General features: G+C 47.6%; 20 protein-coding genes. 11 read left to right on the forward strand and 9 right to left on the reverse strand.

Annotated elements, in window-relative coordinates:
- The first annotated feature begins 5 nt into the window (after positions 1-5).
- From dnaN to Q335_RS0102525, 4 genes are all read left to right on the forward strand, one after another.
- Positions 6-1,157, forward strand: a complete 1,152-nt coding sequence (gene dnaN / locus Q335_RS0102510) for a DNA polymerase III subunit beta (protein WP_028357283.1) — start codon at positions 6-8, stop codon at positions 1,155-1,157.
- A gap of 72 nt (positions 1,158-1,229) precedes the next feature.
- Positions 1,230-3,683 carry a DNA topoisomerase (ATP-hydrolyzing) subunit B gene (gyrB, locus tag Q335_RS0102515; protein WP_051532254.1) on the forward strand — a complete coding sequence of 818 codons (2,454 nt, stop codon included), beginning with the start codon at positions 1,230-1,232 and terminating at the stop codon, positions 3,681-3,683.
- Between the two features lie 253 nt (positions 3,684-3,936).
- Positions 3,937-5,319 carry an amino acid permease gene (locus Q335_RS0102520; RefSeq protein WP_028357285.1) on the forward strand — a complete coding sequence of 461 codons (1,383 nt, stop codon included), beginning with the start codon at positions 3,937-3,939 and terminating at the stop codon, positions 5,317-5,319.
- Between the two features lie 230 nt (positions 5,320-5,549).
- Positions 5,550-5,942, forward strand: coding sequence for a hypothetical protein (locus Q335_RS0102525; RefSeq protein ID WP_028357286.1), 393 nt, complete (start codon positions 5,550-5,552; stop codon positions 5,940-5,942).
- A gap of 179 nt (positions 5,943-6,121) precedes the next feature.
- On the opposite strand, the gene Q335_RS0102530 is transcribed toward Q335_RS0102525, so the two are convergent.
- Together Q335_RS0102530 and ggt are read right to left on the reverse strand one after the other, a co-directional pair.
- Complete coding sequence (locus Q335_RS0102530) at positions 6,122-6,775, reverse strand: nicotinamidase (protein ID WP_028357287.1); 654 nt, start codon at positions 6,773-6,775, stop codon at positions 6,122-6,124.
- 36 nt (positions 6,776-6,811) lie between these two features.
- Complete coding sequence (ggt, locus tag Q335_RS0102535) at positions 6,812-8,623, reverse strand: gamma-glutamyltransferase (protein WP_028357288.1); 1,812 nt, start codon at positions 8,621-8,623, stop codon at positions 6,812-6,814.
- A gap of 216 nt (positions 8,624-8,839) precedes the next feature.
- Between ggt and Q335_RS0102540 the strand changes: the two genes are divergently transcribed.
- Complete coding sequence (locus Q335_RS0102540; protein ID WP_038369271.1) at positions 8,840-9,586, forward strand: metallophosphoesterase family protein; 747 nt, start codon at positions 8,840-8,842, stop codon at positions 9,584-9,586.
- Between the two features lie 23 nt (positions 9,587-9,609).
- On the forward strand, positions 9,610-9,834 hold the full coding sequence (locus Q335_RS0102545) for a heavy-metal-associated domain-containing protein (protein WP_028357290.1): 225 nt from the start codon (positions 9,610-9,612) through the stop codon (positions 9,832-9,834).
- Here the strand turns inward: Q335_RS0102545 and Q335_RS0102550 are convergent.
- A complete protein-coding gene (locus Q335_RS0102550; RefSeq protein ID WP_028357291.1) occupies positions 9,801-11,471 on the reverse strand; it encodes a SulP family inorganic anion transporter in 1,671 nt (556 codons plus the stop codon). The genes Q335_RS0102545 and Q335_RS0102550 overlap by 34 nt on opposite strands.
- Positions 11,472-11,626: 155 nt before the next feature.
- On the opposite strand from Q335_RS0102550, the gene Q335_RS09010 reads away from it, so the two are divergent.
- The gene (locus tag Q335_RS09010; protein WP_038369272.1) at positions 11,627-12,568 is read left to right on the forward strand and encodes a pseudouridine synthase; all 942 of its coding nucleotides are present in this window, start codon (positions 11,627-11,629) and stop codon (positions 12,566-12,568) included.
- Between the two features lie 7 nt (positions 12,569-12,575).
- Positions 12,576-14,438 carry a UvrD-helicase domain-containing protein gene (locus tag Q335_RS0102560; protein ID WP_028357292.1) on the forward strand — a complete coding sequence of 621 codons (1,863 nt, stop codon included), beginning with the start codon at positions 12,576-12,578 and terminating at the stop codon, positions 14,436-14,438.
- A gap of 102 nt (positions 14,439-14,540) precedes the next feature.
- On the opposite strand, the gene Q335_RS0102565 is transcribed toward Q335_RS0102560, so the two are convergent.
- Positions 14,541-15,314, reverse strand: a complete 774-nt coding sequence (locus tag Q335_RS0102565) for a ferredoxin--NADP reductase (protein ID WP_028357293.1) — start codon at positions 15,312-15,314, stop codon at positions 14,541-14,543.
- A 129-nt stretch (positions 15,315-15,443) separates the two neighbouring features.
- Complete coding sequence (locus tag Q335_RS0102570) at positions 15,444-15,914, reverse strand: SET domain-containing protein (protein WP_028357294.1); 471 nt, start codon at positions 15,912-15,914, stop codon at positions 15,444-15,446.
- A gap of 133 nt (positions 15,915-16,047) precedes the next feature.
- On the opposite strand from Q335_RS0102570, the gene ilvB reads away from it, so the two are divergent.
- Positions 16,048-17,814 carry a biosynthetic-type acetolactate synthase large subunit gene (ilvB, locus tag Q335_RS0102575; RefSeq protein WP_028357295.1) on the forward strand — a complete coding sequence of 589 codons (1,767 nt, stop codon included), beginning with the start codon at positions 16,048-16,050 and terminating at the stop codon, positions 17,812-17,814.
- Positions 17,815-17,918: 104 nt separating this feature from the next.
- On the opposite strand, the gene Q335_RS0102580 is transcribed toward ilvB, so the two are convergent.
- Entirely contained in the window at positions 17,919-19,100 is a 1,182-nt protein-coding gene (locus Q335_RS0102580) for an acetyl-CoA C-acyltransferase (protein WP_028357296.1), read from the reverse strand.
- Between the two features lie 279 nt (positions 19,101-19,379).
- On the opposite strand from Q335_RS0102580, the gene Q335_RS0102585 reads away from it, so the two are divergent.
- A complete protein-coding gene (locus Q335_RS0102585; protein ID WP_028357297.1) occupies positions 19,380-20,441 on the forward strand; it encodes an MBL fold metallo-hydrolase in 1,062 nt (353 codons plus the stop codon).
- 81 nt (positions 20,442-20,522) lie between these two features.
- Here Q335_RS0102585 and Q335_RS0102590 read toward each other — a convergent pair whose 3' ends face one another.
- Positions 20,523-21,173: a LysE family translocator gene (locus Q335_RS0102590; protein WP_028357298.1), complete on the reverse strand. Its 651-nt coding sequence runs from the start codon at positions 21,171-21,173 to the stop codon at positions 20,523-20,525.
- 259 nt (positions 21,174-21,432) lie between these two features.
- Here Q335_RS0102590 and Q335_RS0102595 point away from each other — a divergent pair, with 259 nt between their 5' ends.
- The gene (locus tag Q335_RS0102595; RefSeq protein ID WP_028357299.1) at positions 21,433-22,629 is read left to right on the forward strand and encodes a trans-sulfuration enzyme family protein; all 1,197 of its coding nucleotides are present in this window, start codon (positions 21,433-21,435) and stop codon (positions 22,627-22,629) included.
- A 241-nt stretch (positions 22,630-22,870) separates the two neighbouring features.
- Here the strand turns inward: Q335_RS0102595 and Q335_RS0102600 are convergent, their stop codons facing one another.
- Together Q335_RS0102600 and Q335_RS0102610 are read right to left on the reverse strand one after the other, a co-directional pair.
- Positions 22,871-23,497 (reverse strand): thiol:disulfide interchange protein DsbA/DsbL, encoded by a 627-nt coding sequence (locus Q335_RS0102600; RefSeq protein ID WP_038369273.1) that lies wholly within the window; start codon positions 23,495-23,497, stop codon positions 22,871-22,873.
- A 164-nt stretch (positions 23,498-23,661) separates the two neighbouring features.
- Positions 23,662-24,462, reverse strand: coding sequence for an SPOR domain-containing protein (locus tag Q335_RS0102610; RefSeq protein WP_028357301.1), 801 nt, complete (start codon positions 24,460-24,462; stop codon positions 23,662-23,664).
- Positions 24,463-24,465: the final 3 nt, after the last annotated feature.

Raw genomic sequence — 24,465 nt, forward strand, 5'->3', positions numbered from 1 at the left:
AAACTATGCAATTATTACAAGCCAGTAGTGAGGCACTCATTAAGCCACTCTCAACGGTGATTGGTATCGTTGAAAAACGCAGTACCATGCCGATTTTGATGAATATTCTTATTAATAAAGTCGGTTCACGGGTTGAGTTTTTGGCCACTGACTTAGATGTAGAAATCACCACCTTTGTGGATTTGGGTAGTCCCGATAGCAATGCAAGCTTTACTGTTCAAGCTAAACGTATGTTTGATGTGCTTAAGTCCTTGCCTTCAGCAGCAGAGACGGAGCTATTGCTTGAGCCTCAAAAACACAGTAGCGATGCCGAGCGCCTAATCGTCAAGAGCACTGGCTCTCGTTTTTCTTTGTTAACTATCGATGCCGAGCAATTCCCGCGCATGGATAAACCCAAAGAATGGATTACAGAATTTACCCTTCCCCAAAAAGAGCTGTTACGCTTGTTTAGCATGGTGTCTTTTGCCATGGCTAAGCAAGACATTCGTTATTATCTCAATGGTATTTTGGTCGTGATGGAACCGGGTAATACGGTGCGTACCGTGGCGACTGACGGTCATCGTTTGGCACATATGGCGCTTAGTTTGGACCAAGATTTACAGCTCACCGAAGAAAAACAAATTATTCTTCCGAGCAAAACAGTGGTCGAAATGCAGCGTTTATTAGATGACTCTGATGAGCCCGTAAAAATCAGCGTTGGTGAACGTAATGTACGTTTTGAATTTGGCAATATTGAGTTTTTCTCTAAACTCATTGAAGGCCGCTTCCCAGATTTCCGTCGTGTCATTCCCCAAGATTATCAAACGCAAATCCACATTAAGCGAGAACAATTGCAACGCTGCTTGCAACGTGCATCAATTCTAGTCGCCGATGATCGCATGCATGGTATCAAACTAAAATTTGAAGATAATTTACTTCGTATTTTTGCGCAAAACCAAGAGCAAGAAGAAGCGAAGATCGAGATGGAAGTCAATAATCCAGACGCTCAAGAGCTGGAAGTTGGCTTTAATGCGAATTACTTACTAGACGTGGTAGCCAGCGCTCGCAGTGAAGAGATTGTATTTTCTGTGAAACCTAATAGCAGTAGCTCTTCCGTCTTAGTCACCATCCCAGATGCCGAAAACTTTAAATATGTGGTGATGCCATTGCGCATCTAAACCATGCCCTTGGCATGGTGGGCACTGTGAGTGCTGCAGTGCTTTATAAGCAATACCTAAAAGAAAAGCAAGATGATCGAAGATTACAATCAAGAACAAAGCGAAAAAGACTATGGGGCAGGTAGTATCAAGGTGCTTAAGGGCCTTGAAGCTGTCCGTAAACGCCCTGGTATGTATATTGGTGATACCTCCGATGGCACTGGTTTACACCACATGGTGTTTGAGGTGGTGGATAATGCCATCGATGAGGCCCTAGCCGGTTATTGCGACGAAATCATCGTCACTATTCATGCCGATAACTCTATTTCTGTCAGCGATAACGGTCGCGGTATTCCGACCGATATTCACCAAGATGACGAAATGCATCGTAGTGCTGCCGAAATCGTTATGACTGAACTACATGCGGGGGGTAAATTCGACCAGAACTCCTACAAAGTCTCTGGCGGCCTACACGGTGTAGGGGTGTCTTGTGTGAATGCTTTATCTGAATGGTTGCGTCTGACGATTTGGCGTCACAATGAAGTGCACCAAATGGAGTTTCGTCAAGGTGAGCGCGTCGAGCCGCTCAAAGTCGTGGGCCAAACCCAAAAGCACGGTACCAAAGTGCACTACATGGCAGACGTCGAGATCTTTGGCAAAGTCGAATACCAATATGAGATTCTCTCCAAGCGCTTACGTGAGCTGTCATTTCTCAATAACGGGGTCAAAATCCTTCTGGTCGACGAGATCAACAATCGCGAAGAGAACTTTGCCTATGCTGGTGGGGTGAAAGGCTTTGTTGAATACGTTAATCAAACTAAAACGCCGATTAATCCCAACATCTTTTTGGTAAGTAATCAATCCTCAGCGGGGGGCGTCGACGTCACGGTTGATGTCGCTATGCAGTGGAATGACAGTTATTCTGAGCAGGTGCTTTGCTTTACGAACAATATCCCGCAACGGGATGGTGGTACACATCTCACCGGTTTACGAGCAGCCATGACGCGCGTCATTAACAAATACATTGCCGAGAGCGATTTGGGCAAAAAAGCCAAAGTCGAAACCATGGGCGATGATATGCGAGAAGGCTTGGTTTGTGTACTTTCTGTCAAAGTGCCAGAACCAAAATTTAGTAGCCAAACTAAAGACAAACTCGTGTCCTCTGAGGTTCGACCCGCGGTCGAAGAAGTCGTCAGCAGTAGTCTTGAGACGTGGTTACTAGAAAATCCTGCCGATGCTCGCTTGATTTGCGGCAAAATCATCCAAGCCGCCACCGCGCGTGAAGCCGCGCGTCGTGCGCGTGAAGTGACACGTCGTAAAGGCGTCTTAGAGGGTGCTGGATTACCGGGTAAACTGGCGGATTGTCAAGAAAAAGACCCAGCAAAATCAGAAATCTATATTGTGGAGGGTGATTCAGCGGGCGGTTCGGCCAAACAGGGGCGAGATCGTAAATTCCAAGCGATTTTGCCATTGCGTGGTAAGGTCCTTAATGTCGAAAAAGCACGCTTCGATAAACTCATCTCCAGCGAACAGATTACGACCTTAATTACGGCGTTAGGTACCAGTATTGGACCGGATTTTGATGTCGATAAGCTGCGTTATCATCGCATTATTATTATGACCGATGCGGACGTTGACGGTGCCCATATTCGTACCTTGCTGTTGACCCTACTCTATCGTCAGATGCCAGAATTGGTCAGACGTGGCTATGTCTATATTGCACAACCTCCGCTTTATCGCATTAAATTTGGTCGTGAGGAGCGTTATCTCAAAGATGAGATTGAAGAGCATCAGTTTATGCAATATGTCGCCCTCAAAGATGCTGTACTCATTACCTCTACTGAAGGGCCACGGCTTGAAGGTGAACAGCTGCAAGCCTTATTTACTGTCTATAATGAGGCGCATCGAGTCATTAATCGCCTGTCCAAAATCATGGATAGCCAGGCGCTCTCTATGATTGCCGAAGGGGTGGAGATTGATTTGAGTTCAGAAGCGGCAGCGCAAGCGAGCGCTGATCACCTGCTTAAGCGTCTTCAAGAATTGCCGAACCCAGAGACTTATGAGGCTGAAGTGGAGTATGATGCCGAGTTGAATCGTTGCCGTTTATTGCTGAATCGCCATCATCATGGCAATATTCGTGTCACTGTTTTCTCGCCTGAATTTACGCAGAGTAAGGATTACAAGATTCTACAAGAAGCCGCGCAAACCTTCCGTGGTCTCATTGGCACGGGTGCCAAAATTAGCCGTGGTCTAGGTGAAAAAGAGCGCAGCCAAGGAGTCGGAGACTTCCGTGAAGTGGTGCAATGGTTATATGCTGAAGCCGAGAGAGTAGTCTCTAAACAGCGTTACAAAGGTCTTGGTGAGATGAATCCTGAGCAATTGTGGGAGACCACCATGAATCCGGACACGCGTCGCCTACTACAAGTCGAAATCAAAGACGCCATGATTGCCGATGAAATCTTTAGTACCTTAATGGGTGATCAGGTGGAGCCACGCCGTGCCTTTATTGAGCGAAATGCACTCTTAGCACATAATATCGATATCTAAGATGCGCTTTTGCTTCTTGACGTAGGAGTCCATAAACCGCTTTATGTGTCATGCATAAAGCGGTTTTTTAGTGGCGTGCACGAGAATTTACGCAAGAAAGTAGGCGGTTTTTAATGGTTCAGCCACCCGCATTTACCCTAGTGAGCGTCATGTTTTGAATCCCTATCCATAATTGTGGCAAAATTCATTAAGTCTGTACAGTTTGTTACATGGCAAGCCATTTGTTCTTTTTTCTATTCATTCAGCTAACCCTATGAAGAGTTTCGATAACATTAAAGCGCGTGAATCTGGTTTACGCAATGCCTTGTCCGAGGGCCAGATGTCTATGATCGCCATTGGTGGTGCCATTGGCACGGGTCTGTTTTTGGGCAGTAAATTAGCGATTAGTTTTGCCGGTCCGAGCGTGATTTTAAGTTATGTAATTAGTGGTTTAGCGGCGCTTTGTCTAATGGGCTGTCTGGTTGAAATGACAGTTCAGCATCATACCTCGGGTTCTTTTGGTGCCTATGCCGAGCATTATATGGGGCCCGCTATGGGATTTATCCTGCGCTATTGCTATGTCTCGGGCATTATTATGGCCGTAGGCTCAGAAGTCATAGCAATTGGTGAATACATGAAGTTCTGGTTTCCGACGGTCGAGCCGGTGATATGGCAAATACTCTTTTCGGCGGTATTGATCGGTGCCAATCTGACCAGTGTCAAGGCCTTTGGCTCCATGGAATGGGTATTTTCCATGCTCAAGGTCTTTGTCATTGTGGCGTTTTTAATTGTCGGTGCCGGCTATTTATTTTTGAGCCAAGATACACAACAGATCAAAGAGCATTTATGGGCGAATGGCGGTTTTTTCCCACAAGGGTTTAAGGGAACCTGGTTTGGGGCTGTAGTGGCGGTTTTTAGTTATTTTGGATTAGAGTTCATTGCCGTGGCTGCCGGCGAAGCGACGGCGCCCGAAAAATCAATTCGCAAGGCCTTTAAATCCACCATGGTGCGTTTATTAGTATTTTATTTGTTGACCCTAAGCTTAATTATCATGATGGTGCCGTGGCAGCGCCTCATAGAAAAAGATGCACCTAGCCCTTTTGTGATGGTGATGAATGATATTCATCTGCCTTTTGCCGACAGTATTTTGAATGTGGTGGTGATAGTGGCCTCATTATCGGCCATGAACGGCATGCTTTATATTGCTAGTCGTATGTTGTTTAGTTTATCGCGTTCGGGGGATGCGCCCAAAAGCCTCGGCAAGGTCAGCGTCACTGGGGTCCCGGTTAATTCCTTACTACTGTCAGTGATTGGTATTGCCGTAGCCGTGATTGTGTCTCGCCTCAGTCCGGATACCGCTTTTCCCATTATGATCGCCCTCACCATGTTTGGTTTACTCTTTACGTGGTTTATGATTTTTGTGACCCATATCTTTTTTAGAAGGGCTATGGCGCGGCAACAAATCGTCCTAAAATACAAGATTCAGGGCTATCCAGTGGGTACCGTGCTAGGTATGATCATTGTTGGGGCGATTATTGTATCAACCTGGTTTGCCGAGGATTTTCATGCGACGTTGGTGTTCGGAGTGCCTTATTTGCTGGTGCTCACCGTGGTGTACTACGGTAGGCAGTATTATCGATCTAGGCACCGCGGATAGAGCCTGGCGTCAAGCCCATTTGACGCCACTGCGGATCACTGCTAAGGGGGTACTTTGAGTGCCCCTTTTCATTTAGATCAATGTGTGTATAATCAAGTTTAGGCACTTATTTTTTGTGTGGCGTTTTACACGCTGGCTATACAAGGGGTACTGGGGAGTACAAATAAGTGCTAAATATACTGGACGATTTATCCTAATTGCAGTCCGTAACTTGCTAAACTGGAGTCTTAATGACTATTGCTAACTGTTTTTCGATTCAATCTTTACCTTTACAGCTTGCTTTTTGTCGTCACCAAGGCGATTGCTATATTCAATTAGCTCTCAATAAGCATTGCACTGCTCATCTCAACGCCCAAGTTCAACTACTACGCGCTAATCCACAGCAACTACAGTCATTGCTGCATGGCTCAGCCATACAAGCTCGGCATTCCAAGCTCTATCAAACATTGCGTCAAGCGCTCATCTCCTACGAAATTACCGATATTCATGCGGCGATGGCAATGATCGCTCAGCAGCTTGAGAGCCTATTGCAGATTTTACAAGCGCTTGATTTACTCTCTACTCAGGCCTACGCCTCTAGACACCTCAAAAAAGTGCACAATGGCGATTTACTAGCCGCTTAACGTCGCATTGCCGTAGACCGAGACCCTGTACCTAGTCGCTGAAAGACTCATGCATACGCTCGCTGATAACCTGATCTGTAGTGCCTTGGCTGTCGTTAAGGTTTTCGATAGCGGCTTACTAATACCCCGTAAAACGAATCAACCTCAGCTTTAGGCCTGCTGGGGCTTATTTTCGAAAGTCATAGGTGCGAGTCGCTCTCTGAGCGGATGATCTCTATACCGTGTTGCGTCAGCGTGGCGGCGGTTTGAGCATCTGTATCTGGCGTGACCGGTGCCGTCAAATCCCACAAGAAGTGCACCCTAAACCCTAAGCGTTTAGCATCGAGCGCGGTCCATAAGACACAGACGTCACGCGCCAGGCCGGCGACATAGACATGACGGACGCCCCGATCGCGCAACCAAGCCCCTAGCCCAGTTGATGGCCGCTGCCCATCGGGGCCATGATTTTCTTGAAAAGCACTGTAGGAATCCACCTCTGGATGATTACCCTTGCGCAAAATAAGATCCATGCGATGCCAGTCAATATCAGGATGTAGTTGCGCCCCCTGTGTGCCAACGACGCAATGCTCTGGCCAAAGCGTTTGTGGCTGTTGATAGAGCATTATGCTAGCAAACGGCTTTTGCCCAGGGTGTTGAGTGACAAAGGAGATGTGATTCTGCGGATGCCAATCTTGGGTGGCAACATAGTGATCAAATGGGGTGCTCTCCAGGAGTGCCTGTATGGGCCCCGTGATGCGCTGCCCCTCATAGCAGGCTAGAGGCCCCCCAGGCATAAAGTCAGGTTGGACATCGACCAGAATTAAGGCGGAATGGGGGGCAGGTGTTAGCATCATTGGTGTTGTTAAAAAGTAAACGTCAGGTTCTACGCACTAGTAACCCAAGGTTGAACCATCGGGGTTGCGCGGATCAGAATAACCATAGATATAGCCGTTACCGACTTGGATGGTTTGGGTACGACCCATGCTTGGTTTGACGACCGTCTTGTAGCCCATTTTTTGTAATAAGCTGACGGTGTCTGGGCTAAAGCCTTGTTCAAGCCGTAATTCATCTGGCGTCCATTGGTGATGGAAACGAGGCGTAGCGGCATTAGCCGCCGGATTCATCTTAAAGTCAATGCCATTAACCAAGGTTTGTAAGACAGTGGTAATAATGCGTGCACCACCTGGACTACCGGTGACCATCCATGTTTTATTGTCTTTGAGGACAATGGTAGGGGTCATGGAAGATAGCGGGCGCTTGTGACCCTCAATGGCGTTGGCTTTGCCACCAATCAGGCCAAAGGCATTGGGTTCTCCGGGTTTAGCAGAGAAGTCATCCATTTCGTTGTTGAGTAAGATGCCGGTATCGCCCGCCACAATTCCACTGCCAAAATTTAGGTTAAGCGTATACGTCACAGCGACGGCATTGCCTTGCTTATCGACCACTGAATAATGCGTGGTTTGATCGCTTTCGTAAGGAGCGAGATCACCGGCTTTGATTTGCTTGGCTGGTACGACTTCATCCTTGCCTACGATCTTGGCCAGATGATCCGCATAGGCCGTGCTGGTCAATTGTTTTTGGGGGATTTTAATAAAGTCAGGATCACCCAAATACTCGGACCTATCAGCGTAAGCGTATTTCATGGTTTCTGCCATGAGACGGATAGTCTTGGCACTGTTGGGACCATAGTCACTAAGCGGGAAGTGGCTCAGTACATTGAGCATCTGAATAATATGAATACCGCCTGAGCTAGGAGGCGGCATGGTAACGACTTGGTAGCCCCGATACTCTGCAGAGACCGGTTGGCGTTCGACGACTTTGTAGTTGGCCAAGTCTTCTTGCGTGATTAAGCCCTCGTGCTTGGCCATTTCGTCGACAATAGCCTTGGCAATAGGGCCTTTATAAAAGGCGTCGCTGCCGTTTTTGGCGATCAGTTTGAGGCTTTTGGCCAGTTGCGTCATGACCAGCTTGTCGCCCATTTTTAGGGGTTCACCGTTTTTGTAGAAAATGGCTTTAGTGTTGTCCCATTTGCCGAGGTGATCTGTGGAATTAGCGAGGGCATCGGCCAGTGTGGCTGAGACTCTAAACCCTTTTTCGGCCAGTTCGATCGCCGGTTGCATGACATCTGCTAATTTCATGGTGCCCCATTTTTTGAGGGCATGTTCTAAGCCTTTGACCGTGCCCGGTACACCGACGGCCGTATGCGTAAACCACGATTTACCGGGGATAATGTTGCCATTTTGGTCTTGGTACATGGTTTCGGTCGCCGCTGCAGGTGCGGTCTCACGGAAGTCGAGGGCAATGTTTTTGTGACTTTGGGCGTCATGTACGAGCATGAAACCACCGCCACCGATATTACCCGCGTTGGGTAGGGCAACTGCTAAAGCGAAGCCCACGGCGACTGCTGCGTCGACGGCGTTGCCGCCTTTTTGGAGAATTTGTAAGCCGATTTTGGAGGCTAAAGCCTGCTCAGAAGCCACCATGCCATTTTGCGCAATGACTGGATGAAAAACATTGAGGTCGTAATCGTAATTGGGCTTAGGAGATGGTTGAGTGCTGATGGCGGCTGTGCCGGCTTGGTTTGGCGCTGTAGTGCTTTGGGCTAAGGCGACTGGACTGCAAGCGAGACTGAGGCCGCAGATCGTGGCGGTTAGGATAAGACGCCATTGGGAAATTTTAGGGTGAAGGCTTGGCTGGTTCATAGTGTGTCAATGAAAGGAATGAATCTTTTGGTTAATACAACAGGATCATAATGCCAGCGCTAGCGCGATAACGCTATAGGGTATTAACCTAGGTGAGGCCTTTTTACTAAATACGCTAGGGTCTGCTACACTACGTTAATAGTTATTGTTTTTATTCACTTAGCCACTGCTGTCAGTTTTTTTGATCGTTAACTATGGTTGTATATTCTTGTCGTTATGGAACCAGAGCATCGAATTTTATTTTTTGGAGATATGCACGGCACGTTTGACCATGTCTTGCCCGTGGTTCAACGATACCGACCGCAGGCCATCATCCTGCTTGGCGATATCCAAGCGGAACAGCCGATTAATGCATTAATCCAAGAAATTATGCAGCTAACGCAAGTTTGGTGGATACCCGGTAATCATGATACCGATTCCGAAGCGATTTATGACAATGTCTATGGTTCCTTACTAGCAGACTACAATCTTAATGGTCGAGTGGTAGACATTGCGGGTCTTAGGGTTGCAGGTCTTGGGGGTGTCTTTAGGGGGAAGATTTGGCACCCTCATGATATGGGTTGGCAATTTTTCAGTCGCCAAGAATTCTACGAATCCTTAAGCCACCGTGCGCGTTGGCGCGATGGGATTAGCTTACGCCATCGCAGCTCGATTTTTCCCGAAGATTATATGAATTTACGCCAGCAACAAGCCGATATTTTGGTCACTCACGAAGCCCCCTCGAGTAATCTCTATGGTTTTGCGGCGCTAGATCGTTTAGCTCAACAAATGGCTGTAAAAAAGCTTTTTCATGGTCACCATCATGATTATTATGATTACAGTGGACACTTTATGAGCCTAGGCTTTGAAATTTACTCGGTAGGCCTAAGAGGAGTATCTGACTTAAATGGTCAGGCTGTCTTACGAGGGGTACACGATGGACAACTTGGAAATCGCGTCGCTAACCCCCATAATCCCAAATAGATTAATCCAACAAGGAATCAACAATGACTGTACAAAATACTCTCACGATCTCTGGTATGTCTTGTGAGAACTGCGTCAAACACGTCACTAAGGCTTTGCAAGGACTGGCAGGTGTGCAAGACGTGCAGGTCTCTTTGCAAGCTGGTCAAGCTCGCGTGCAAAGTGAGCAACCCCTTAAGCAAGCCCAAATAGCAGAGCTTTTAGACGACGAGGGCTATACCCTAGAAGCGATGAAGCTCGAGAGTTGATGCAGGCTTGGCATGATTTGCAGTGTCTTAGGATGCTGTTTAAGCCATGCCATTTTGCACAGTTTTTCTTGGGGTTGTGCGCGTAACCCATACACTAGAATCGTTAACTGGCGGGCTCGGCACTGCTCACATAACTGCTGCATGACTTCTAGGCCAGAGGCATCCACATACACAACCCCAGAAAAGTCTAAGACCAAGTATTGTTGAGGCAGGTCGCGCCGAATAATGTCAAGCGATTCGAAAGAACCAAAAAATAAGGCGCCTGTCAGATGCCAAGCTTTGACTTGGGGCGCGGTCAGATCTGGTCTTAACTCAAAAGGTTCGGGTACTGATAACTTAGAAAATTGATAAATGGCGGTAGCGCAAGCGTACAAAATCCCAAAGCCCACGCCCACGGTTAAATCTACCATGACCGTTAGCAAAAACACCCCTACCAAAATAATGCGATAGGACACGCTGTGTTGCCACATCTGCTTAAAGGCGCGCCATTGTCCCATATTGTAGGCAACAAATAAGAGAATAGCCGCTAACACGGCAAGGGGTATGTACTGTGCCAGTGGCGCAAAGACAAACACCACTAATAAAAGCGTGAACGCGTGCACCATGCCCGCGACAGGGGTGCGGCCACCATTTTCGACATTGGTAACGGTGCGGGCAATGGTGCCCGTGGTCGGCATGCCACCAAATAAAGGCACAATCATATTCGTTATCCCTTGGCCCAGCAGTTCTTGATTGGAATCGTGTTGGTCGTGGATTAGGGTATCGGCCACGCGTGCGCAAAGTAAGGATTCAATCGCGCCTAACAGTGCAAGTGTCACGGCAGGTACCAAGAGCGCGCGCAATGAGGTGCCCTGCAATGGTGGCAGGCTGGGTGCAGGTAGGGTTTGAGGAATCGCACCGAATTGCTTACCAATCGTATGTACATCAAGATCTAAGCAAGCACTAATACTTGTAGCGATGATGAGCGCCACAATCGATGCAGGCGTGAGCGTCATCAGGCGCTTAAGGATGGAGTGATTGTTTTTGTCACGCCGTAAATGCTTATTAAGCTGTTGCCAGAGTATGAGAATGGTTAATGTCCCCAGCGCCAGCATGATGGCTATGGGATTGGCGCTAGGCAAAGCTTGATACAGCGTTGTGAGCATACTAAAGAATTCTGCGGGCACTTTACCATGGATGGTTAGTCCAGCAAATTCTTTGAGTTGTTGCAGGGCGATAATGACAGCAATACCGTTGGTAAATCCCAAAATCACGGCCAGAGGTATATAGCGAATGAGGTGTCCGAGCTTGAAGATACCCAGCAAGATCAGAAAAATCCCCGAAAGAAAGGTCGCGATCATGAGTCCTGAGACGCCAGACTCTTGGACGATGCCATACACAATGACAATAAAAGCACCTGCTGGACCGCCAATTTGTACATTAGAACCACTTAATAAAGCCACCAAAAAACCGCCGATAATGGCGGTAATTAAGCCCACTTGCGGACTGAGTCCCGAAGCAATCGCAAAGGCCATCGCCAAAGGAATAGCGACTACGGCAACCGTAATGCCTGCGCCAATATTTAGGGCCAATTGTTCAGTAGAATACTGCTTAAAAAGCGAGAGGCTGCGAGGTCTAAAACGCAAAGAAGGTTTCATGGGGGATGGTGGTAAGGGGTCGAGCAAAGCACTAAAGTCTTTTAAACTTAATCCCTAGCCAGAAAAATTGCAAGGCATGCCGTTACAATAAAGTCTGTTTTTAGTCATTCTAGTCAGTCTGCGTGACTTAAGTGTTGCGACTGACCGAAGGATTTATGAGTAAAGCGTTACAGAGCCCGTTACCCATGCGTGACGGCGTCAATCCTAGTTGTGTGTTTCTACCCAAGGCCGAATGGCCAGATTTATTGAGTTTTCTGTTAGAGCGTTTCCAATACATGGAGGCTGAGGTCATAAAGCAGCGTTTACAAGCAGGCGAAATGGTCACGCAGTCAGGGCAGGTGCTTAACTTACATAGCCCATACATGCCAGAAACCTTGATTTGGTATTATCGTGAGGTACCCAATGAGCCGGTGGTGCCTTTTGAGATTGAGATTCTGCACCAGGATGAGCATTTATTGGTCGTGGATAAACCGCATTTTTTAGCCACAACCCCTGGTGGTAAATATTTGCAGCAGACGGTGCTTACCCGTTTGCGTAAGGCCTTGAATAATCCGGCCATTAGTCCGATTCATCGGCTCGATAAGGATACTGCCGGGGTGTTGGTGTTTTGTCTTGATGCAGATTCGCGCGGTCTCTACCAAAGCTTATTTCAGCAAGGTCGAATTCAAAAAATTTATGAAGCCGTGGCGCCCAGTCCGCAGGGTGCAGATTGGCACTGGCCCTTGCGACGTCGAAGTCGCATTGACCATAGTGCCAATTACTTTAGGATGTGTGAGGTGCAGGGTCCCGCCAATAGCGAAACGGTGATTACCTTATTGCGGCGCGGTCCGCGTTATAGCCTTTATCAGTTACAACCGCTCAGTGGTAAAAAGCATCAGTTGCGCGTGCATATGAATGCCCTTGGGTTGCCCCTTTGCAATGATAGTTATTATCCGCAATTACTACCTGAGCAAAAAGAACAAGACTTTAGCAAACCGCTGCAATTATTAGCCAAACACATTGCTTTTGTGGATCCTATTACCGCGCAATTTCGACAATTTACGAGTCGACGTCATTTAAGTATGCAAGCGCTCTGCGATTGCCGTCCTTCTGTATAAAAATATCATGACCGCTACTATTCACTCCTCAGCTTCTGAACCTAGTACAGAGCAGGTAGTCCAAGAAGCCGCTTTTATTGATGCGCGTGCCGGCAGTGGTAAATCGACTGTCATTGTCAAACAAACCGCCTACTATGCGCAAAGCGATCGCTGTTTGCTGCTGTCCTTTAGTCAGGCCGGTGCTGATGTACTGAATAATTATTTAAAAAGGCTAGATCAAGATTTCAATGCCTTGATTCGAGTGTATACGGTCGATAAATTTGCCAATGTCATCTTGCAAAATCTCAACGACTATCGTTTTCCGATGGAAACCGCGGATTTTGTGCGTCATTTACTACCGGAGCTTGCGCAACGCGCCTGTGATCACTTAACGGCGCGCGCCATTGCTTTTGATGGCCAAGGCGAAGCCATGGATTTTGTGGCGCCACAACTGAACGAGTCACAAATGGGCTTGTTGTTTAGGGATTTAGAGTTTTTTCGCAGTTCACTGGCCTTTGAAGCCGAAGATAGCTTTGCGGTTCAAGAGATTTGTGAGGGTAATTTGCATTTCGATAGCCGCTTTGTGCAAGAAGTCTATTACTTGTATGAAGACATGCGAGCGCGTTGGCGACCGGAATATAGCCGTCATTGGTCAGCCGCTCAGCAGACTAAGCTGCGCAACTACGAAGAAGGTTTTCGACTGATCGGGGATGCTGTTTATGATGTGATGCAGTATGACAGTCATACGATTGCGGCGGTCGTAAGTGATATAGATAGGGTCTTTATTGATGAGTTTCATGACATCACGCCTTTGCAATTGGAATTTATTAAACGCATTTGTCAGCACAAAAAAAGTGTGATGGCTGTTGGTGATCGCTTTCAAAATATTTTTGCCTGGCGTGCGACCAATACCGATGTGGTGTTTCAAGAGTTTTTACGATATTTTCATGGCGTTGTCGTGCAACAAAAACATAGTCATCGGTTTGGAGCCCGCTTAAGTGCTTTGTGCGCTCAGATTACGCAACGTGAGGTGCTATCGAGTACGACTTATGATACGCAAATTGAGTATCTGCCTTTGCAACCAATGGCGGCGCTCAAGCTCAATCCGCATTGCACAGCGCTGTTGGCCCAAGATTATGTACAGTTGCTGCAGGCAGTATTTGGACTGTGGCAGTATAAGCCAGCGCAGAGCGAGCTAAAGTTTAGTTTTGCACTGCATAATTGCTTGGTGGTGCATTTATTAAATCTGATGTATGCCCTGAAATTCCATCAGTTCTTGGGCCATGAACGACAATTTAAATTTGACGCAGAACGTTTTTTTAACAGTCATGTGGTGAATTTAAGCGATCTTGCTAGACAAGAGTTACTTGAAGATTTCAATCTCAAACGCTTGCAGCACTATATGCGCCTATTTATGCAAAGCCAAGGCGCGCCGCTAGGTCAAAACGAGGAGGTCTTTAGTCAATCATTCAAAGCGGTTTTTATGGCTTGTTTGCGGCAAGACCATATCACTATTGTCGAGATCTTGCGTTCACTGGTAGAGCAAGGGCGCATCTTTACGGTTAGCCAGGGTGGTGTCCCGAGTCGATTCGATACCATGGCCTGGCAATTATTTCAGCAGGCAGCTGGGCAACAGGGCTGGCGCTTGAGTGATTGGCCGACGGTCTTTGGCAGCCTCTTGCGGCACTGGAAAAAAAAGGGAGGTGTGCCGTGTATGACGGTGGCTCAAGCCAAAGGTCGGGAGTTTGATACAGTCTTTTTGTATGGTGCTGATGAGCACGGTTTCTTGGCGCGTCCAGACGGCACAGAAGTGTCGCGCAATGAGTTTTATGTCGGTATTACGCGTTGCAAGAAAAAACTGGTGCTGATCAATGAGACACCACAGCCTTAGCGGCTAGTCAGCACCACTCATTAGCATAGACTCACGGCAATAAATTAAAGGCTGCCATAAGCAGCCTTTAGGAGATGAAGAAAGGTATCTAAGCGCTTGAGCTTACTGATCGGCAAACGCCCGTTCAATGACAAAATCGCCTTGTTGGGTGGTATTGCCCTCGGTCAAGCCATTGTCTTCGCAGATTTGTTTGAGGTCGCGTAACATCGCAGGACTACCACAAATCATGACGCGGTCAGTTTCTGGGTTGAGCGCAGGGACACCTAAATCTTGGTAGAGCTTGCCGCTATTCATTAAATCAGTGATGCGGCCTTGATTCTTAAAGGGTTCACGCGTCACCGTTGGGTAGTACTTAAGCTGTTTGCTGACATATTCGCCCAAATAAGGATCCTGTGGCAGATCTTTAGTGAATAAGTCGTAGTAGCAGAGCTCATTGACCTGACGCACACCATGAATCAAGATGACTTCGTCGAATTTTTCGTAGGTTTCGGGGTCACGCGCAATACTAAGAAACGGTGCCAAGCCCGTACCCGTGCCAAGCAAATACAAACGTTTGCCAGGTAATAGATAATCTGTCAATAAGGTACCTGTAGGCTTGCGACCAATAATAATCGAATCACCAGGTTGAATATGTTGCAAGCGCGAGGTCAATGGACCGTCTTGCACCTTAATGCTCAAGAACTCTAGGTGCTCTTCATAATTAGGACTGGCAATACTATACGCTCTCAAGAGTGGCTTGCCATTGACGGGTAAGCCAATCATGGTGAAATGACCACTGCTAAAGCGTAAAGAGCGATCACGCGTGGTGGTAAAACTAAACAAGCGATCGGTCCAGTGATGCACGGTAAGGACCTTACCCTCTAAAAAAGCTGCCATTCTTATCACCGTAAAAATTAAAACCCATATTTTATAATAGAAATTCAACTAGGGTAAACGCTGTGCGATTTTATTAAATAATAATCATTCTAAATTAATAATTAACCATACAGCCGCGCAGATACACCGTTATTCCTGCTCTAAGAGCAACATAGTGCCACGGCAATTGGCACTTCCACAGCAACATTTGTAATTTTGTTTGAGTTCGTCGGTGATTTTTTCGTCGGTTATTAGACAATAATCAAAAAATAGTTCCTGGTCTTTTTTGATATTTTTCTTGGCAAGAATATAAACCCGTTTGCCATCAGCGCTTTCTTCGGTTTCACAGTTGGGATTACAGCTATGATTAATCCACCGGGCATCGTTGCCCTTTTGACCGCCATCGATGATCTTGCCACTGCTCAATGAGAAATAAAAGGTATGGAAAGGATTGTCTGGATCCACTGGCCATAGCGCATCGGCTTTTTTTTGGCTAATGCGCTTGCCTGTATATTCCATAATGGTGGTGCCTTTTTTGATGGCACAGGCTGCAAACACCCCTTTGCCGTGTACGGTGGATTGGGCAACGTAGTGTAAAACCTTAGGGGTGGATTTTTTCATGACAGTACGGCGGCTGACAGGCACAAAATATAAAAAAGATACTATAGCAGTAAGCCATCTTCTAATAAACTATTTTGATGGCAGTGTTACTATAATAAGCTTTACTGAATCATTGATTGACTAAAGAGCGAATATGGACCAGCAGCTTAACCAGGCCGATACCCATCAGGTGTCTTCAGAGAATCTACGCAGTGGCGCCCAAGCGCTACTTGATACCCTTATCGAAAACGGTGTGGATACTGTTTTTGGCTATCCCGGCGGCGCCGTCTTGCCTTTGTATGACGCGCTTTATAGCGAACCGCGGATTAAGCATGTCCTGGTCAGACATGAGCAAGCGGCTGTGCATGCGGCCGAAGGTTATGCGCGCTCTACTGGACGGCCGGGTGTGGTCATCGTGACATCAGGGCCCGGGATGTCAAATACTACCACGGGTTTATTGGATGCGTTTTGTGATTCGATTCCTGTATTGTGCATTAGCGGTCAGGTAGCGACTACTGCCATTGGCACGGCCGCCTTCCAAGAATGCGATGCGGTGGGTATTTCACGTCCCGTCACCAAATGGAACTCGCAAATCAAACGCTCAGAGGATATTGTGGCAGTGGTCTCCAAAGCCATTAATCTCACGGTCGAGGGTCGGCCAGGTCCGGTGTTAGTAGATTTTCCTAAAGATTTACAAATTGCTCCAGTCCCTGCGGTTCGTGCCAATCACTCAATAGAACCACAAACGCCCAGCATACCAGACTCGGTAATGCAAGCGGCCATTAAGCGTGCCGCCGCGCTGATTGCCAATGCGCGCCGACCAGTGTTCTACGGCGGCGGGGGCTTGATTAATTCGGGCGCCGATGCGTGCGAGGTTTTTAGTAATTTAGTGCATTACACGGGGGCGCCTTGTACCCTAACGCTGATGGGGTTGGGAGCTTTTCCTGCCAATGAAAAACAATTCCTTGGTATGTTGGGTATGCATGGGACGCTCGAAGCCAATTTAGCCATGCATCATGCGGATTTGATTGTCTGTGTAGGGGCACGTTTTGACGACCGTATTACAGGACGCCTATCAGATTTCTGCCCTCATGCTGTCAAAATACACTTAGACATTGATCCAGCCTCCATCGACAAAGTTGTGCGTGCCGATGTCGCCTTGGTGGGGGATTGTTACCTCACCCTTAAACAATTATTTAACGAGGTTAAACAACAAGAAAGCGTGCCTGAACAACTAAAAGATTGGTGGCAACGCATAGACAAATGGCGTGCCAAAGATTGCTTGAACTTCAGTGCTTCGGATGAGGTGATTTTGCCGCAAGATTTGCTGAGTACGCTCAATCGCTTGCTCGAAGACCGTGACGCCATTGTCTCTACCGATGTGGGTCAACATCAAATGTGGGCGGCTCAATATTTGCACTTTAATCGCCCAAATCGCTGGTTAACTTCAGGCGGTGCCGGTACCATGGGCTATGGCATGCCAGCGGCGATTGGCGCGCAAATCGGTAATCCAGAGGATCTCGTAGTGTGTATTAGTGGCGATGCCTCTTTCTTAATGAATATGCAAGAAATGGCAACGGCTATTCAACACCGTACACCGATTAAGGTAATTCTTTGTAATAACGAACATATGGGCATGGTTCGGCAATGGCAGGAGCTGATTCATGAGCGTCGTTATAGTCATAGTTATAACGAGAGTATGCCCGATTATGTGGCGGTCGCACGGGGCTTTGGTTGGCAAGCGGCGCGTGTCTCCGATCCGTTCGAGCTAGAAGATGCACTGCTTGACTGCTTAGAGTCAGATGGGCCTTATTTATTGGATGTGCGCGTGCAAAAACAACAAAACTGCTTTCCTATGATGCCTGCGGGCTATGGTCATCAACAAGTCATGTTGTCCGAAGATACGTGGTATGTTGAATAAAGGCGAGCTCAATAGCTTGATGCATTAGTGCTTTAGGTTAGTGCCTTTGGTTTCTGTTGCAGTCACAAAAAACGGCTTCTTCAGAAGCCGTTTTTTAATAGCGACTATAGCATCTCAAACGCCATGGCGACGGCCTCACCACCGCCAATACATAAGCTCGCGATACCTTTTTTGCCACCGGACTGACGCAAAGCGGCCAATAAAGTCACGATAATGCGGGCACCGGAAGCGCCGATAGGGTGACCCAGCGCCGTCGCCCCGCCGTGGATATTGACTTTTTTGGGATCTAAGTCCAGTTCTTTGGTGGCCGCCATCGTGACTACAGCAAAGGCTTCATTGATCTCGTACAGATCGACTTCATCCTTGTTCCAACCGGCTTTATCGAGCACTTTTTTGAGGGCTGAAACAGGTGCCGTGGTAAACCACTCAGGCTCATGTGAGTGCTGAGCATGGGCAACAATCTTGGCCAATGGTTTGAGACCCTTTTTCTCGGCGACAGATTGACGCATTAACACCAAGGCCGCAGCACCATCGGAGATCGCCGACGCATTGGCCGCAGTAACAGTACCGTCTTTTTTGAAAGCCGGGCGCAGACTTGGGATTTTTTCGGGTTTGGCTTTGCCAGGGAGTTCATCGGTAGTGACCTGCTCTTCGCCTTTGCGAGTTTTGACGGTCACAGCTTGAATTTCCCAGTCAAAGGCACCGTCTTGAATGGCTTGATTGGCACGACGTAAGGATTCGGTGGCAAATTCATCTTGTTGTTCGCGCGTGAAGTTGTATTTTTCGGCGCATAACTCACCATACACACCCATGGCAGTACCTGGCTTGTAAGCATCTTCGAGACCGTCAAGAGCCATATGATCATAGACCTTGTCGTGACCGTAACGATAGCCAGCACGGGCTTTTTTGAGGAGATAAGGGGCGTTAGTCATGCTCTCCTGCCCGCCTGCGACGGCGACCTCACAAGAACCGGCCAATAATAAATCATGTGCATACATGGCCGCCTTCATACCTGAACCACACATTTTGTTGAGTGTGGTACTGCTGACAGAGGTCGGTAAACCCGCACCGAGCGTGGCTTGACGAGCGGGGGCTTGACCCTGACCCGCTTGTAGCACATTACCCATAATGACTTCTTGTACATCTTCGGCAGCAATGCCTGCTCGCTCCACAGCGGCTTTGATGGCAATAGCGCCTAATTCGTGTGCGCTTAAGGGAGAAAGACTACCCATCATACTGCCCATTGGGGTACGCGCAACGGCAACAACGACAACAGGATCTGACATAAAAGGCTCCTATGATGAATGACTGGATTAGTGGTAATAAGGGCTAAGTCATCAGAAAGATGGATGGCGTCTTACCGTTTGCTGGTCCCCCAGCGGACGGTGGTGAGCCAACTTAGCAGAGATAGTTTCATTATCTTCATATTTGCTCGGCGCATATGAGGAATGGCAGCTGACTAGTAAAAACCACTATTTAACCTGCAGAGCTTCAGTTTTAATTTTATAGAGGAAACTTGACAGTAATACGACAGTTTTAAACGACTGTGACGATGAGGTTTGAGCATGAATAAAAACGAAGCAAAACTCCACTTTCCCTGGCAAGAGCAATTACCTAAACCTGGTCACGCCATCACCATTACGGAGGGCCTGAAATGGTTACGCCTGCCTTTGCCTTTTGCCCTTGATCATGTCAATGTCTGGTTGCTGGCCGATGAATACCAAAACCGACGCGGTTGGACCTTAATTGACTGTGGCATCAATAAACCAGCGGTACAAGCCCTATGGCAAGAGATTTTTGATCATGTTTTAGAGGGCTTACCCATAGTGCGGGTAATTGTCACGCATATGCATCCTGATCATGTGGGCTTAGCGGGCTGGCTCTGCGAGCGTTGGCAAGCTCCCTTGTATATGAGCATGACGGATTATTTTGTGGCGCGCTGTATGTTAATGGACCCAGAGGGCGGTGTGACGGGCGGTAACAATGCCGTACGACATTTTGCCGCACACGGTTTGCGTGATCCAGAATCCCTCGAAAAAATCCGTGAAAGAGCGCGTTATTACCCAGGCTTAGTGGCTCCCTTGCCCAAAAGCTATCATCGCTTAGTGGATGGCGAGCAGCTGTCGATTGGTCAACATACATGGCGCCTTATCAAAGGCTATGGCCACGCGCCCGAGCATATGGCGTTATATTGTGCAGATTTGGATATTTTGATAAGTGGCGATATGCTTTTGCCAAGGATTTCTACCAATATTAGTGTGATTGATTCTGATCCAGAAGGTAATCCTTTGCCCCTCTATTTGCAAACCGTCAAACAGTTTTTAGAGATACCGGATCATACCTTAGTCCTACCGTCGCACGGTCGCCCCTTTAAGGGCATTGCAGAGCGTGTTAAACAGCAGCAAGAGCATCACCAAGAGCGTTTGGATGAGGTATGGCAAGCCTGTCAAGAGCAAGCGCGAAGTTGTGCGGAGATTGTGCCGATTATGTTTAAAAGGCAGTTGGATTTGCATCAACTGACCTTTGCTATGGGCGAGGCCTTGGCCCATTTACATGCGCTGTATTTTGCAGGTAAATTGCAAAGGCAGCAAGATGCCGAGGGTGTGTATAAGTTTAAGGCGCTATAAGCCCATCGCTACACAGCACTTATGCACAGAATTCTCGAAGTTATACATGGGTTTATGCACAAGCCTAGGGGCTTGGTTCCGTTATGCTTGCGCGATGGCGCTGATGATTAAATATATAGCCAAGCCCCCCAATATAAACGCTGAGATGCGATTAAACCAGCGTTGAGCTTGGGGTTGTTTTTGCATATAACGGCCCACCTGCTCGGCCCCTATACAAATCAGCCCAAAAATGATAATCGTTGAGAGGATCATCAACGCCCCCATGATGATGTATTGCACGGCCACATGACCTTGCTCGGGACGTATAAAAGGCTGCGTAATAAATATAAAAAAGAAAATAATTTTAGGGTTGCTAATATTCATCAAAAAGCCCTGACGATAGGCCGACCACAGGCTTTTTTGGGGCGCACTTGGAGGCAATTTAGTGGCACGCGTATCGACCACTAAGGGCGGTGCCTTAAAGACATTCCAACTTAAGAACAGCAGATAGCTGGCGCCCAGTAAGCATAGCAGCAAATAAAAAATAGGTGACTGCCTCAAGATACCTGCTAGACCCAAAGCGACAATACTGGTATGTACACATAAACTGGTGCACAGGCCGGCAATAATGGCAAAACCTACACGTCGACCATGACGCACGGCTTGGGTCAGCAAGAAAATATTATCGGGACCAGGAGACATGGCCATCAGGCACGAAGAGATAAAAAAAGACAATAACAGAGGAAAAGCCATGTATAACCTGCAATACAATGCTTGCTCGAATGCGAGCATTGCTAAATCAGCAAAATTCATTAAGATTATAGTATGTTATGTCATAACTCGATGACTAAACAAGCCATACCGCTAAGCGCTACCGTCGCTTGCTCCCTGCGCGTCTTGGTGACTGCACTTACGCCTCGCTCTAAGGCCTCGTACTGGGAGCTGAGTTTTTAAAACGCCTAAATGGACGCCCTAAGTGAGCGGCTAGCCCAATCAATAAGGATTAGATTGCATGAAAAAAGAATATCAATTACTCACTCGTTTGCAACATCTTGGCACAGCGCCACTCGATGAAAACCACCCGTCGGCCCCTGTGCCTTTGCCGGCGATGCGTACCAGTACGGTTCGCTTCAATAGCCTAAAGGATCTCGAGAAAGCCAATGGCCTCAAAGCGCAAGGTCAGCGCGTCGTCAGCTACGGTCGCATGGGCATGGATACGCATCATGAACTTGAAAAAGTATTTTGCGCCCTTGAAGGTGCCGATAGAGCCTTTTTAGCCTCTTCTGGGGTGGGGGCAATTTGCATGACGTTATTTTCTTTATTGAGTCAGGGTGATCATTTTGTCGCGACTGATAATGTGTATGGACCCGTTCGAGAGGTCAGCGAAATTGTATTGTCGCGCATGGGCATTACTGTGGATTTTTGTCCAGGCAATGACTTGGCCGCCCTAGAAGCTGCCATTAAACCCGAAACTAAGGTGCTTTATACCGAGTCGCCGGGCTCGTTATTGATGGAAACGCTAGACTTGCCCGCTCTAGCAAAATTAGCCAAAAAACATAATTTGATTTTGGTGGTGGATAACACCTGGGGTTCAGGCTGGATTTATAAGCCATTACAGATGGGCGCCGATATCACCATTATTGCGGGTACTAAGTATATTGGTGGTCACTCTGATCTGATGATGGGGGCGGTCATGGTCAAAGGCAAAGAACTCAGCCAACAAATCATGAATAACCAATATGCCATGGGCTACTCGATCAGCGCTGATGATGCTTGGCTGGCTTTGCGTGGTGTGCGCACCTTAGCCATCCGACTTAAGCAGCATACTGAAAACGCCCTCAAGGTCTGCGACTTCTTTGCGCAGTTGGGTATCACAAAACAGATTTACTTTCCCGCTTATGCTGGCGATAAGCGCCATGCGCTTTGGCAGCGCGATGCGACGGGAGGTAATGGTCTGATGTCGGTGGAACTCAAGATTAGTAATGAGCAAGCGCGCACATTTGTCGATGCGCTAGATTTATTTAGTATCGGTTTTTCTTGGGGCGGCTATGAGAGCCTAGTGCAGCTGGTATGGACTAGCGCTCTTAAACAACATAGTTATTGGCAAGAAGACGATACACAGGTGTTACGTCTGCATATTGGCTTAGAAGATGTCAATGATTTAATTGCTGACCTAAGCCAAGCTTTGCAAAAAGCAGGGGTTATCTAAAGTCTTCAGTGCAGTCGCTTATGCGTGCTTAGCGGATTGTTTTGAAGCGAGTTGACAAAGACGATCACAAAGCCACGCGTAGGTGACGCGTAGGTGAGTCAATCGTTGGATTCGCTAGGCACTTAAAAAGCCCTCAGGTATCGAGGGCTTTTTTAATTCAGGTAAAGAATTGCTATAAAGCGGTTGCTGGCTATCGTTGATTCTCGACCTCAGCGCCTAGCATGACATATTCAGCCAACGCTTATTGGTCTTGGGCTTTTTGTACCAAGGCTTGGACTTCTTCGAGCATTTGCGCATAGCCACCCGCCATGGCAGGAGAGGTGGCATATTTACCGTCGACCACAATGGTTGGTGTGGCATCGATTTTGTAGCGATCGGTGATTTCACGTGCTTGCTTGATTTTGGTGCTGACACCAAAAGAATCGAATACAGATTCGGCTTTGGCTTTGTCGACTCCCTGTTGAGCCAGCCAGTCAATGATGTCGTCACGCTTAAAGAGTTTTTTGTGCTCTTCGTGAATGGCTTTAAAGGCCTTGTCGTGAAGGTCTAAGCGATCTAGCACCACAAGGGTGTAATACAGACGCTGCATATCCTCCATATTGACGTTCCAGCTCACAGGAACGGAGGTGAAATCCACCTTGTCGTCTTTTTGTTTGAGGAATTTATCAACAAAGGGCTGAGATTGTGCACAATGTGGGCAGTTATAAGCAAAAAATTCTAGGACCTGAATATGACCATCAGCGCTATCGGTCGCAATCGGCGGCTCATAAGTGCTGAATTTTTCTTCTGCCGTCGCCACTTGACTAAGACTTAACAAACTCATAGAAAAAGCGCCCGTGAGCAGGATTTTTTTGAGGAATGGTGTCATATACGTACCCTTAAAAATGTTATTAAATGGTGGCACCGCTTAAGCGGTCAAACGCCATAAACGGTGCTGAGCTTAGAAAGTCAGCAAAAGCCGCTAAATTTTTGGCTAAATGAGCGTTGATAAAAGACAGCGGCGGTATCATTGATAGACATGATAGCGGCCACTTAGTTCCCTATCACTTTGTACTTAATCTTTTGAGCCTTAAGTGCCTTAATGGCTTGTTGTAAGTCGGATTCAGCGGTGTAAGGACCCAACAAGACGCGGCTGACGGCTTTGTTATTGAGCGAACCATGCTCAATATTAATTTGAGAAAAGCCATTGAGTAGCAACTGCGCCTGGAAACTCTCGGCTTCTTGAGAGCTCTTAAAAACGCCTACTTGCAGTTGTTTGGGACTCGCGGCCGTGGCTTGTTTAAGATCGATGTGGCGCTGGTCAATGACTACCGCTGACTTTTGAGGGTCTTGGGAGTCAGCCGGCAGCGTATGAATTAACTTAGCAATCCCATCTTCAGCGGGTGCTGATTTTTTTGGGGCTTTTTTGGGAGCGCTCGTAGGCGCCTTTTGTTGCTGTAAAAACTGACCAATCGAATCCTCTGTGGCTTTGGGCGCCGAAGATGCACGACCCGCGTCATTTTGAGACGGGTTCACAGGCCTGTCATGCGGGGCATTGGGTTTGCTGCTACTGCCAGCAGTAGTGGCAGGCGCTGTGTTAGGTTGCGGTGCCGGTACGCCATGACTTGGCTGCTCAGGTGGGTTAGCTTGTCCTGATGGTTTTGGTGCTGGGCGTTGAGTAGGTCCCGAAGCAGGCAAAAACGGTCCTGTACGCTCATTGCGACCATAAAGATAATAGAGCACCGCAGCAATCAGCAAGCCCAGCAATAAGCCGAGTAATAAGGTTTTGAAGCTAGAGCCCTTGCTAGTTTTTTTGCTGGGGCTGCGGCGACGAGTAGATTTTTTGGTGGCCATGAA

This window comes from Brackiella oedipodis DSM 13743, assembly GCF_000621025.1.
GTDB lineage: Bacteria > Pseudomonadota > Gammaproteobacteria > Burkholderiales > Burkholderiaceae_B > Oligella > Oligella oedipodis.

What these genes read in the sequence shown, in the direction of transcription:
- Q335_RS0102565 (WP_028357293.1), bottom strand. Translation starts at nt 15,314, where the DNA reads ATGGCAGCTTTTTTAGAGGGTAAGGTCCTTACCGTGCATCACTGGACC.
- Q335_RS0102525 (WP_028357286.1), top strand. Translation starts at nt 5,550, where the DNA reads ATGACTATTGCTAACTGTTTTTCGATTCAATCTTTACCTTTACAGCTT.
- Q335_RS0102560 (WP_028357292.1), top strand. Translation starts at nt 12,576, where the DNA reads ATGACCGCTACTATTCACTCCTCAGCTTCTGAACCTAGTACAGAGCAG.
- Q335_RS0102595 (WP_028357299.1), top strand. Translation starts at nt 21,433, where the DNA reads ATGAAAAAAGAATATCAATTACTCACTCGTTTGCAACATCTTGGCACA.
- Q335_RS0102570 (WP_028357294.1), bottom strand. Translation starts at nt 15,914, where the DNA reads ATGAAAAAATCCACCCCTAAGGTTTTACACTACGTTGCCCAATCCACC.
- gyrB (WP_051532254.1), top strand. Translation starts at nt 1,230, where the DNA reads ATGATCGAAGATTACAATCAAGAACAAAGCGAAAAAGACTATGGGGCA.
- ggt (WP_028357288.1), bottom strand. Translation starts at nt 8,623, where the DNA reads ATGAACCAGCCAAGCCTTCACCCTAAAATTTCCCAATGGCGTCTTATC.
- Q335_RS0102540 (WP_038369271.1), top strand. Translation starts at nt 8,840, where the DNA reads ATGGAACCAGAGCATCGAATTTTATTTTTTGGAGATATGCACGGCACG.
- Q335_RS0102580 (WP_028357296.1), bottom strand. Translation starts at nt 19,100, where the DNA reads ATGTCAGATCCTGTTGTCGTTGTTGCCGTTGCGCGTACCCCAATGGGC.
- dnaN (WP_028357283.1), top strand. Translation starts at nt 6, where the DNA reads ATGCAATTATTACAAGCCAGTAGTGAGGCACTCATTAAGCCACTCTCA.
- Q335_RS0102610 (WP_028357301.1), bottom strand. Translation starts at nt 24,462, where the DNA reads ATGGCCACCAAAAAATCTACTCGTCGCCGCAGCCCCAGCAAAAAAACT.
- Q335_RS0102590 (WP_028357298.1), bottom strand. Translation starts at nt 21,173, where the DNA reads ATGGCTTTTCCTCTGTTATTGTCTTTTTTTATCTCTTCGTGCCTGATG.
- Q335_RS0102520 (WP_028357285.1), top strand. Translation starts at nt 3,937, where the DNA reads ATGAAGAGTTTCGATAACATTAAAGCGCGTGAATCTGGTTTACGCAAT.
- Q335_RS09010 (WP_038369272.1), top strand. Translation starts at nt 11,627, where the DNA reads ATGAGTAAAGCGTTACAGAGCCCGTTACCCATGCGTGACGGCGTCAAT.
- Q335_RS0102550 (WP_028357291.1), bottom strand. Translation starts at nt 11,471, where the DNA reads ATGAAACCTTCTTTGCGTTTTAGACCTCGCAGCCTCTCGCTTTTTAAG.
- Q335_RS0102545 (WP_028357290.1), top strand. Translation starts at nt 9,610, where the DNA reads ATGACTGTACAAAATACTCTCACGATCTCTGGTATGTCTTGTGAGAAC.
- ilvB (WP_028357295.1), top strand. Translation starts at nt 16,048, where the DNA reads ATGGACCAGCAGCTTAACCAGGCCGATACCCATCAGGTGTCTTCAGAG.
- Q335_RS0102600 (WP_038369273.1), bottom strand. Translation starts at nt 23,497, where the DNA reads ATGACACCATTCCTCAAAAAAATCCTGCTCACGGGCGCTTTTTCTATG.
- Q335_RS0102530 (WP_028357287.1), bottom strand. Translation starts at nt 6,775, where the DNA reads ATGATGCTAACACCTGCCCCCCATTCCGCCTTAATTCTGGTCGATGTC.
- Q335_RS0102585 (WP_028357297.1), top strand. Translation starts at nt 19,380, where the DNA reads ATGAATAAAAACGAAGCAAAACTCCACTTTCCCTGGCAAGAGCAATTA.